The following is a 7,448-nucleotide window of genomic DNA, read 5'->3' as shown; positions in this document are numbered from 1 at the left end:
TAAACCGCGTCGGTGTGATAGTTGCCAACCAGGTTGAACTGATTGCGGCAGCGCTCGCGCAGGTCATCATCAGATTCCTCGTCTGCGCCAGGCGTCAGCAGCCAATCATCTTGGTTTACGGCCTGGCTAATGCCCGCAACGGCAACGGGCAAAATACGGTAATAACCCGGTGCCAGGTTAAACGCGCCACCTGCCTCGGTAGCCGTCACCGGCACCAGGCCACTGGCCAGCCCCGCCGCCAGCGTGGTGTCTGCGTCCACCTCCAGCGCATAAACCACGCCGTTAATACGCTCGGTCTGGATAATGGTTCCGGCTGGTACCGTCACGGACTGTTTGGCATCCTCTTTGATAAAGCGGATCACGCCTTTGGTATAGCTGGCAGGCTTGGCCACCAGATTGACGCCCCAGGCAAGCATGCGCAGCATTGGCCCGCTGGCCGTGGCCAGGAACATGTTGGCCAGCACCGTGTTGGCTAAAACGTCTTTTATCCAAAGCACCGGCGTGGTAACAATCGCCGTCACCAGCTTCCAGAACGGGGACATTTTCGACGTATTGGTTATCATCCCTTCGGCGTCTACGATGGCGTTGAACTGGTCGCGGATCGCCTCTTTGGTGGTCGGCATCCCGCTATCACTCAGCACCTTTTCAAAATCAATCGTTGGCTTGTTATTCATAATCTACGCCCGCCTCCACCTTGCCGAAATCATAGGTTTGCGCCTCTACCCAAAGCCTTTTCAACGACTCTTCGGTGATATTCACCGTTCCCGGAACAATCCGTTCATCGCTTTCAATGAGTAGCGTTAACTGCAAAATCACGTCAGCGCGAAGCGTGGGGCTTCGCTCTGCCACCAATTCCGTGGTTAACCCGCTTTCAATAATGGCGTGGACAATATCCTGGCCGATGCTGATTCTGTTATTACAAAGTACCGGCTCATTTCCTGCGTTTAGCGTGAAATTGCGCCCGGTGATCAATAAGTCAATGTAGAGCGGTTCTGTCATGCGCCTAATTCCTGCCATTCCATTAGCTCGGCCGGTGTCATTCCTTTGGCCGGGTGAATATTCACGGTGCCGATTGTTTTACTGTTATCAACGGTAGTTTTCGCAGACGTATTAATCTGTTTACTTAATCCACCACGATCCACGCCTTTCACCACGCCACCTGTAGACATATTATTTTCTAACGCCACCGGTGGCGGCGGTGCCGCTTTGCGCATTTGCGCTTCTGGAATTTTTCTTTCCAAATCGGCATAGCTTGGCGGTAATACTTTTTGCACATTTGCATCAGGCATTTTGTTTGCTGCGTCGGAATAACCAGGCGGCATAACCTTTTGCACTTTGGTATCAGGAACGCTATTAACCGCATCGGCCTCACTACCTTTGGGTAATTCACTCGGCACATGCTTAAGCTCAATATTTACACCAGGCAATTTATTAAGCTTTTCGACAATCCAGTTATACGTCCCGGTAAATGATTCCTTGAGCGTGTCCCATAATTTTGAAAATACGTTGCCAATAATTCCGGCAATTTTCTTAAAGGACTCAACCGGTGAATTAATATCAAACACCTTAATCACATCAACCCAGCCGCGACCCACGATAGCGAACATATCAACCAGCGATTCAATGGCGCGTTTGACCAGGCCCAGCGGGATAAGAATAAAATCAATGGCGTTAGCCACAACCCGCCCAAAGGTTTCACCGGCTCCGGTGACGCTGGTTAACTGGTCTTCGGTCATTTTCACCGGCGAGAGCAAATCACCAAACCAGCCGATCAGCGTTTTGATACCGCCCCACACCCAGCCAATGGCGTTGGCGATTGCGCCAAACATCGGCTTAAACGGCGTGAGCGCCCCGGACGCCTCGCCGAACCCACTAATGAAGCCTTTCACAAAGGCTTTGATTGGCTCCCAAAACTTAATCACCGCAATGACTACCGCCGCAATCGCGCCCACAACCAGGGCAATCGGGGCGATCATCATCAGGAATGACACCGAACCGGCGCGGGCGGCCATGCTGGCGGCCAGCAATGCCCCGCGTAAAAATTTCAGGGTACTGCTAAACATCTTCGCCACGCCGTTGCCGGCTGCCATAGCCAGGCGGTTAAGGCCAAACAACTTGGCCATTGGCCCCAGTAAGCGGGTAATGCCCAGCATGATGAAGCCATGCACGCCCATGACGATATTGGCCAGCGCCCCCACGGCCGCAAAACTCAGCATGGCCAGCGCGGCATAGCCGATCACGCGGGCGATGTTGGGGAATAGGCGCATCCAGCGCGTTAACTTCTCCCCGCCGTCTGCAATCTTATTCACTAACGGATAGAGCACCGGCAGCAGCGTAGAGCCGATGGCGGCACGCATGGCAAACCAGATAGACGTTAGCCTGTCCCACGGCCGCGTCATTTTCTCGGCCATTTCCGTGGCCCGCTTCATGCCGTCATTGCTGCCCAGCTCGGTGATGTTGCGCTGGAGTGAATCAACGTTGCCATACAGCTGTTTAATCACAGCCGCGCTGTCACCAAAGGCCGCGTTAAGCTCCGCCTGGGCTTTCAGGTTGCCATCGATGCTCTTGCCGTATTTGCCCTGGAGTTTCTCCAGTATGGCGGGCATGGACAGCATTTTTCCTTGGGCATCCTGGAAGCTTAAGCCCAGCTTTTTGGCCCCTTCCTGCGCCCCGCTTAAGAAGCCCTCATAAGAGCCGCTGGCCTCGGTGCCTAGCGAGCGTTGCAGCTCGCCCAACACGGCCAGCTGTTCATCCAGCCCGACGCCGTAGTTTGTCCCGACGCCCCGCGCACCTTCCATCAGGTCTTTAATGGTGGCCATGTCGGTGCCAAATTGCTTTTTGACATAGGCCATTTTTCCGGCCAGTTCCTCAGCAAACTGAACTTTGCCCACCTCTTCCGCGTACCCGTCGAACTGGGTAAACATTTGGCCCATGAATTCGGCGGCGTCTGCGGCCGTTCCTTTCAGCGCCTTGGCCACGGTGTTGGCAACAACGGTGACGCGGGGTAATTCGCCCTCGGTCAGCCCGGCCACCGCCGCATTGATATCCGCCGACGATTGCACAAACTCAACCGCCGACTCCCCATAGCGCACGCTAAATTTAAAGGCGTCGTCTGAAATCTTGGCAAGCGGGTTATCACCTACGCCCCGCGCACTGGCCTCTTGCATGGCGTCAAACATCTGGATAGCCGGATCTAATGCCGCCTTGACCGATGCCCCTACGCCCCACAGCGCCCCCACGCCAATGGCCAACTTTCCAAAGGCGGCCTGGCTGTCCTGCGCAAAGTCATTAACCGACGTTTTGGCCTGTTTTAAGGGGCCGGTGATCCGGTCAATTAAACTCAGCGTAAAATCTAAATCCGCCATTAGTCGCCTTTAAAAGCCAGGGCAATGCCATTTGCAATGGCAATGCGTTGATATTCCCAATGACGATTGTCTAGCCAAACGGCACGCGCTAGGTTTTCCATATCGTCATTTTCGTGGGGGAGATAATGGCGGCGCAAAATAAGGTATTGCTCCAGGCCATTATTTTCGATGGCGCTAACCCGCGCCGTTAGTTTTTTAGTTCAATTTCCAGCTTAGGCGCGTATTTATCATTAACTGCGGCCGCCAGCTGCAAAGCGGAGCCGGGAATTTCCAGAATTTCATCCAACGCGGCTTTACTGTCGGTAGCCACAATGCGGCGCAGGTAGTTATTAGCCGGAGCCAGCTTATTATCCATCGACATTTCGTTAATGAATTTATTGTAGGCGGTTGTGTTTGGCTCAAAAATTAACGCCTGGCCGTTTACGGTTAATTCAATAGTATTTACTTTGCTCATGGGTTTAATTTCCTTCGCTGGTTTATTTCGTCAATTAATTGATTATGCCTTGCGGCGCACTCCGCATATTGCGGCGTTATTTTTAACAGCACGTCGGCAACGTCTTTACCTAATACGCCACTAAGGCGCGGTATTGTTTCCGGGCATTTTGTTAACAGGTTTTCTTGATAAGGTTCGCTCGGCATTTTCGGCGGCGGTGTTGTACATCCTGACAAAATCGTCAGAAACACAAACGTTGGTAAATACCGGCTTAAGCAGTTCCGTCCTGATTTCCACAGGCTGCGCATTTTTCAACGCCTCCAACTTCTCTTCTAACGCCCTGCCAGATTGGCTGGCAATCTTTTGGCTCTCGCTTCGGGCCTTATCACCGGCCGCCGTAGCGGCACGGTCAATGACCAAATCCAGACTGTCGCGATACCAATCGCCCACTTTCCACCCGGCCCCAAACACGGCCAGAATAGCCAGACCAATCATGGCCAGCTGCTTGGCCATCACTTCACCCCGTTATGTTCCAGGCTAAAATGGTTCCCGTCCGGGCGGGTTTTAAAACGCCCGCCCCAGGTGCCGCCCAGAGACTCCCAATATTCACCTAAAGGTAAATAAGCCTCGGTTTTCGTCTGGTATTGGCCGTTGAGAAACAGATTAAAATCAACTGCCAGGCGCTGCGTGTGTAAGCTGTTGCTGATACCCGCGCCACTTTTGGCATTCAATGCAGCCTGTTCCGGCGTGCGGTAGGCTTCGCCAAAGGTAAGGCGATAACCGCGCTGCCCGGCCCAGTCAATCAGCTGGGCAATCAGCTGCGTAAACAACTGCTGTTTTTCGCTCAATGTCATTTTGGGCTTCCTTTTCCTGATAACACGCCATTTCCCTTGCGCCTGATCCACACCTCAACAACCTGATAGCCCGCAATTCCCAGCGCGGCCCCCGCGCCACTCAGCGCAAGCGGGTTAATGTCGGGTATCCAAATCAGGATGGCCGCCGCCGCCACTGACACCGCCGAACCTAAAATAATGCGGCCGATAAACAGCGAGGGCGTAATATGCTCACCGCTGCTCAGTGCTTTACCCAGGGCAATGAGCGCCCCGATAATCATCAGGCTCAACAGCCCCTTTTCATGCTCTTGCATCCCTGCAATCCCTTATCCAATCAAGTTGCGGGTATCTTCTGATTCCAGATACGGCACGCCGTTGATGTGTACAAAGTCCGGGCTGGTGACGAAATACTTAATTTTGTGCGTTAGCACGCTGCCACCCTTCGGATCGTTATCAAGTAGGTTGCTCAGTACCAGCTTGCAGCCGAATGCCTCAAACTTCATTTCTTCGCCACCGGCCTTGGCGTAAAACAGCAAATCTACCGGCTCGATACCGCGCCACGAACCCGCACGGCGAGCAATGCCGGTCAGCTGTTGCAGCACTTTGGTGGTGATTTCAATTTCACCCTCGGCCGCTACGTCCCCGGACACGTAGCCATCAGGCACCCCCTGAGTCTGCGCGGCCGCCGTGTTGTCGGTGATGTCTAAATTCACCTTTTCGATGTGGATCAAGTCGCCATCGATACGCACATCGGTGGATTGTCCTGAAATACGTTTCATGGGTTATTTGCTCCCTGCTGCGCCAGCGTCCAGTAACAGGCTTACGGTGATGCCTTTCGGGCATTCGTAAGTGCGCACCACAATATAAATCTCCACCTGAGTGGGTGACTTCCAGGTGATCGTCACGTCGCCATCCTGTGGCGGCATCACTTCGCCAGGGAAGGTGATCCCGTTGATTTCCGACGCCTTAGCCATTTGGCGCAGTGCCTTGGCAAAATAGCCCTGGTGCGCGGCGATGCTGCTTGGCGTGCTGTTTAGCGAACGGTCTGCAATCTTGGCAATCGCCTGGAGGCGAACACGCCGCGCCACTTTATCGACTACGCGCAGCGCCTCGATAGCCTGGTAATCCCCGCCCTCGGCGTCCAGCGTGCGGCCATCTGACCAATAAAACCCGTCATAGTCCGGGTACCACATCGGCACGCTAAAACGCTTTTCCTGCAAGGCTTGCAGCGTGGCCAACTCCAGCACCGCGCCATTGCCATCAACCGGCAATTCATCGCTACCCATCGCCAGAAGTGCGCCAGTCTGCACACGCGCCGGACTATCGGCCACGGTAACGGCGCGGCTGCACAAGCGGCCCGCCAACACGCCCGGCTCATTGCCAAACAGGCGCGGCACCAGCTGCACGGACGGCGCGGCAATTTGTGCCTGTAGCGTTGCCATGCGCACCAGGTAATCCGCCCAGGCTTCTTTATCCTGCGGGCCTTCTACTGCCAGAATGAACCAGCACCATCGGCCAAACGTCGCCAGCAGCTTGGCGCGCAGGCTTGCCGCGTCGTTGATGGATTTCTTATCACTGACGGTTAGCGATATCACCACGCCCTCAACCGACGCCACGCGCTGCGCTTCCAGCACGGCGTCAACCCAATCCGCTGGCTCTGCGCCCTCTGCCAAGACGTGCACAAAGCCGCTCCAGTTTTGGCCCGCGTTCAGCATGGCTGCGTTCAGATCGCTTTTCAGCACGCTGTCAGCCGCGCCCAGCAAGGTGTCAAAATCCGTTTGGGTATTCACCGGCAGCGTTTTACCCGCATTGATTTTCCCTGTCCCCACGTACAAGACTGCACGCTCAATCTCTTTGGTTTCACCCTGTAGCTGGTTAACCTGGTTAACTTGAACCGTTGGCCATGTCATGCCGTTCCCTCTTATCCTGCGCCGTAGCCAATGCCCTGCAATTGACGCGCTAACGCTTTGTTGAAATCCTCTTGCGAGATACCCAGGAAGGGACGCGCTGGCACATCAACTGACCAGGAGGCTTTCGCAGCCTTGCCAGAAAGAACCCTAATTAACAGGCCCGCCTTGGCCATCGTCATGCTTTCCTGAATTTCCTTTAGCGCTGGTTTACGCCACCGCTTGCCCTTTCTAACCTTGTACCCCAGCGTGCGCAGCCGCTTGGCCTGGCGAACGCTGGCCGGTAGACTTTCCACTCGGCTCTTTTTTTCGACCTGGCGACGGTTCACGGTCACGCTCATGCCGTTTTGTTGGCCGTAACCCACCGTTCCCGCTGCCACGGATTTCTTGCCGTTGCGATAACCGCCGCCGCTTAGGTACACCCGCACCCCGTCGATTTGGGGCATATCCCGGATGTGAAGCAGCTTTGGCATATTGCGCAGCATCTTGCCCTTGCGCTTGGTTTGGCGTCCCTGCCATTTCTGCCCGTCCGGCCCTTCCTGGTTCCGCACGTTGCGCTTGGCCGCTGGCATTAAGCCGTATTTGGCCAATCGCCATAACAGCCGCTGGCGTTTCTGCGGCGTCAGCTCCAGGGCGTTTAGCTGTTTGCGTAACGCCTTTACCTGGGCGGGGTCTAACTGCCCCCTTATCACTTCTCACCGTCCCCGATGTGTGCGCCGTGACTATCCACGCCGTAGACTGTCGCCTCGCTGGCCAGCCAGATTTGTGGGTCTGCCAGTCGCCACATTTCCCCATCCATGGGGATATTGCCTTTTTCGTCTTTGACCATCGTCAGCGCTTCAACCATCGGCACAGAAATGGCCAACACCGCCGTTTCATCGTCGATCACGTCTATGTCGAAATCGGGCAA

Annotated in this window: 12 protein-coding genes; all 12 read right to left on the bottom strand. The window is 55.0% G+C overall.

The features are described from left to right. The coding region (locus ACT3RR_RS22570; protein WP_496201145.1) for a baseplate J/gp47 family protein at positions 1–674 on the bottom strand (674 nt) is incomplete at its 3' end. Next, positions 667–999, bottom strand: coding sequence for a DUF2590 family protein (locus tag ACT3RR_RS22565; RefSeq protein ID WP_496201144.1), 333 nt, complete (start codon positions 997–999; stop codon positions 667–669). The genes ACT3RR_RS22570 and ACT3RR_RS22565, both read right to left, overlap by 8 nt. Beyond that, positions 996–3,365, bottom strand: coding sequence for a phage tail tape measure protein (locus ACT3RR_RS22560; RefSeq protein WP_496201143.1), 2,370 nt, complete (start codon positions 3,363–3,365; stop codon positions 996–998). Before ACT3RR_RS22560 ends, ACT3RR_RS22565 begins: the two co-directional genes overlap by 4 nt. After that, positions 3,365–3,502: a DUF6890 family protein gene (locus ACT3RR_RS22555; RefSeq protein ID WP_419471239.1), complete on the bottom strand. Its 138-nt coding sequence runs from the start codon at positions 3,500–3,502 to the stop codon at positions 3,365–3,367. The genes ACT3RR_RS22560 and ACT3RR_RS22555 overlap by 1 nt, the downstream gene beginning before the upstream one ends. A gap of 50 nt (positions 3,503–3,552) precedes the next feature. After that, complete coding sequence (locus tag ACT3RR_RS22550; protein WP_496201142.1) at positions 3,553–3,819, bottom strand: putative phage tail assembly chaperone; 267 nt, start codon at positions 3,817–3,819, stop codon at positions 3,553–3,555. 120 nt (positions 3,820–3,939) lie between these two features. Continuing rightward, entirely contained in the window at positions 3,940–4,311 is a 372-nt protein-coding gene (locus ACT3RR_RS22545) for a hypothetical protein (protein ID WP_496201141.1), read from the bottom strand. After that, positions 4,311–4,652: a M15 family metallopeptidase gene (locus tag ACT3RR_RS22540; protein ID WP_128124420.1), complete on the bottom strand. Its 342-nt coding sequence runs from the start codon at positions 4,650–4,652 to the stop codon at positions 4,311–4,313. Before ACT3RR_RS22540 ends, ACT3RR_RS22545 begins: the two co-directional genes overlap by 1 nt. Then, a complete protein-coding gene (locus ACT3RR_RS22535) occupies positions 4,649–4,945 on the bottom strand; it encodes a phage holin family protein (RefSeq protein ID WP_396130837.1) in 297 nt (98 codons plus the stop codon). Before ACT3RR_RS22535 ends, ACT3RR_RS22540 begins: the two co-directional genes overlap by 4 nt. A 12-nt stretch (positions 4,946–4,957) precedes the next feature. Then, complete coding sequence (locus ACT3RR_RS22530; protein ID WP_128124418.1) at positions 4,958–5,410, bottom strand: phage protein; 453 nt, start codon at positions 5,408–5,410, stop codon at positions 4,958–4,960. A 3-nt stretch (positions 5,411–5,413) separates the two neighbouring features. Beyond that, the gene (locus ACT3RR_RS22525; protein WP_496201140.1) at positions 5,414–6,541 is read right to left on the bottom strand and encodes a DUF2586 domain-containing protein; all 1,128 of its coding nucleotides are present in this window, start codon (positions 6,539–6,541) and stop codon (positions 5,414–5,416) included. A gap of 11 nt (positions 6,542–6,552) precedes the next feature. Then, positions 6,553–7,230, bottom strand: coding sequence for a phage virion morphogenesis family protein (locus ACT3RR_RS22520; RefSeq protein ID WP_128124416.1), 678 nt, complete (start codon positions 7,228–7,230; stop codon positions 6,553–6,555). Beyond that, positions 7,227–7,448 (bottom strand): phage tail protein (locus ACT3RR_RS22515; protein ID WP_496201139.1); only part of this gene is annotated, 222 nt, incomplete at its 5' end. The genes ACT3RR_RS22520 and ACT3RR_RS22515, both read right to left, overlap by 4 nt.

This window comes from Ewingella sp. AOP8-B2-18 (assembly GCF_052376015.1).
GTDB classification, from domain to species: Bacteria; Pseudomonadota; Gammaproteobacteria; order Enterobacterales; family Enterobacteriaceae; genus Ewingella; species Ewingella allii.
This window is presented reverse-complemented; position numbering and strand designations above follow the sequence as displayed.

Excerpts from the sequence above, each read along its gene's own strand:
- ACT3RR_RS22565 (WP_496201144.1), bottom strand. The coding sequence starts at position 999 with ATGACAGAACCGCTCTACATTGACTTATTGATCACCGGGCGCAATTTC.
- ACT3RR_RS22535 (WP_396130837.1), bottom strand. The coding sequence starts at position 4,945 with ATGCAAGAGCATGAAAAGGGGCTGTTGAGCCTGATGATTATCGGGGCG.
- ACT3RR_RS22540 (WP_128124420.1), bottom strand. The coding sequence starts at position 4,652 with ATGACATTGAGCGAAAAACAGCAGTTGTTTACGCAGCTGATTGCCCAG.
- ACT3RR_RS22525 (WP_496201140.1), bottom strand. The coding sequence starts at position 6,541 with ATGACATGGCCAACGGTTCAAGTTAACCAGGTTAACCAGCTACAGGGT.
- ACT3RR_RS22530 (WP_128124418.1), bottom strand. The coding sequence starts at position 5,410 with ATGAAACGTATTTCAGGACAATCCACCGATGTGCGTATCGATGGCGAC.
- ACT3RR_RS22560 (WP_496201143.1), bottom strand. The coding sequence starts at position 3,365 with ATGGCGGATTTAGATTTTACGCTGAGTTTAATTGACCGGATCACCGGC.
- ACT3RR_RS22550 (WP_496201142.1), bottom strand. The coding sequence starts at position 3,819 with ATGAGCAAAGTAAATACTATTGAATTAACCGTAAACGGCCAGGCGTTA.
- ACT3RR_RS22545 (WP_496201141.1), bottom strand. The coding sequence starts at position 4,311 with ATGGCCAAGCAGCTGGCCATGATTGGTCTGGCTATTCTGGCCGTGTTT.